At 67.7% G+C, this 1,906-nt stretch carries 2 protein-coding genes and 1 pseudogene; all 3 read left to right on the top strand.

Going from position 1 to position 1,906, the window contains the following annotated elements; genetic code table 11:
- The coding region (locus LQV45_RS28935) for a DUF5915 domain-containing protein (protein WP_230010462.1) at positions 1–445 on the top strand (445 nt) is incomplete at its 5' end.
- Between the two features lie 3 nt (positions 446–448).
- The gene (locus tag LQV45_RS28930; RefSeq protein WP_223917442.1) at positions 449–1,807 is read left to right on the top strand and encodes a folylpolyglutamate synthase/dihydrofolate synthase family protein; all 1,359 of its coding nucleotides are present in this window, start codon (positions 449–451) and stop codon (positions 1,805–1,807) included.
- 3 nt (positions 1,808–1,810) lie between these two features.
- Positions 1,811–1,906: pseudogene (locus LQV45_RS28925) on the top strand (DUF4233 domain-containing protein); the annotation flags it as partial.

Here is a 1,906-nt window from a genome sequence, read left to right as displayed (position 1 = left end):
CCAGCAGGCCATCAAGGGCTCCAAGTCCGGCGACTGGTCGGTCAGCGACGCCGGGGTGGTCACCGCCGGCGGCCTCGACCTCGAACCGCAGGAGTACACCCTGGAAACCGTCGTGGCCGAGGCCGCGGAAGGCGAAGGCTCACGCGCGGCCGCCGTGCTTCCCGGCGGCGGCTTCGTGGTCCTCAACACCGAGGTCACCCCGGAGCTGGAGGCCGAGGGCCTGGCCCGTGACATGGTCCGCGCCATCCAGCAGGCCCGCAAGGACGCCGGACTCAATGTCAGCGACCGGATCAGCACGTCCGTCACGGCGAAGCAGGACGTCGTCGAGGCGCTGCTGGCCAACGCGGAGCTGGTCAAGACCGAAACCCTGACCGTCGAGCTGGAAACCCTGGCGGCCGACATCAAGGACCCACAGGTCAGCGTTGCCAAGAAAGTTGGAGCCTAAACCATGACCGATGAATTCTCCGTTGAAAGCGTCTACGCCGAGCTGCTGGGCCGGGCGCCGGAAAACAAAATGGAGCCGCGGCTCGCCCCGCTGCACCGGGCCATGGAAATCCTGGGGGAGCCGAACAAGGCGTTCCCGATCATCCACGTCACCGGCACCAACGGCAAGACCTCCACGGCCCGGATGATCGAGGCCGGGCTGCGCGCCCACGGCCTGAGCACCGGCCGCTACACGAGCCCGCACCTGTCCAAGGTCACCGAGCGGATCAGCATCGACGGCGCCCCGGTGCCGGATGAGACGTTCGTCCGGATCTGGGACGAGATCCGTCCCTACCTGCAGATTGTGGACGGCGAACTCGAGGCGGCGGGCCAGCCCCGGCTGACCTACTTCGAGTGCCTGACGATCCTGGGCTTCGCGGTCTTCGCTGACCAGCCGGTCAACGTCGCCGTGATCGAAGTGGGCCTGGGCGGCATCACTGACGCCACGAACGTCGGCGATGGCCAGGTGGCCGTCGTCACCCCGATCTCGCTGGACCACACCGATCTGCTGGGCGACACCACCGGGGACATCGCCTACGAGAAGGCCGGCATCATCAAGCCCGGCAGCTTCCTCATCAGCGCGGCGCAGCCGGTCGACGCGGCCCAGGTCCTGCTGGAAAAGGCCAAAGAGGTCAACGTGCCGTTCCGCTTCGAGGGCGTGGAGTTCGGCGTCGAATCCCGCACCGTCGCGGTCGGCGGCCAGATGGTCACCATCCAGGGCATCGCCGGCCGCTATGAGGACCTGCTGGTGCCGCTGCACGGCGCGCACCAGGCCGAGAACGCCGCCGTCGCCATTGCCGCGCTGGAAGCGTTCTTTGGCGGGGAAAAGGCGATCGACGCCGAGATCCTGCAGGAGGCCTTCGCCTCAGTCACCTCCCCGGGACGGCTTGAGGTGGTCCGCACCGCGCCGACCATCATCGTGGACGCGGCCCACAACCCGGAGGGCATCCGGGTCTCCGCCGAGGCCATCCACGAGGCCTTCAACTTCACCAAGCTGGTGGTGGTGGTCGGCGTTCTGCGGGAGAAGGACGCCGAGGAGATCCTGCGCCAGCTCAAGGAATCCCTGGGCGGCCTCGCCACCGAATACTGCTTCACCCAGTCCAACTCGCCCCGGGCCGTCCCGGCCGAGGACCTGGCCGAAATCGCGGTTGACCTGGGCTTCGGCGAGGAGAACATCCACGTCGCCGGGAAGCTCGATGATGCCCTCGAATGGGCCGTGGAACGGGCCGAAGCCGACGACGAGCCCGCCGGCGGGGTCCTCGTGACCGGTTCCATCACGCTCGTCGCGGATGCCCGGATCCTGCTCGGAAAGGCGGACGCGTAAGCGATGGCGAAACTCACCAAAGCCCAGCGCGAATGGCGCCCGGGCATGCCCAAAAAACGACGGTCGACGAAGGTCATGTTCGCCTCCACGGTCCTGTTG

This window comes from Microbacterium sp. Bi128, from assembly GCF_918698205.1.
Note: the sequence above shows the minus strand (reverse complement) of the source record. Positions and strands in the feature narration are given on the sequence as shown.

What these genes read in the sequence shown, in the direction of transcription:
- LQV45_RS28930 (WP_223917442.1), top strand. Translation starts at nt 449, where the DNA reads ATGACCGATGAATTCTCCGTTGAAAGCGTCTACGCCGAGCTGCTGGGC.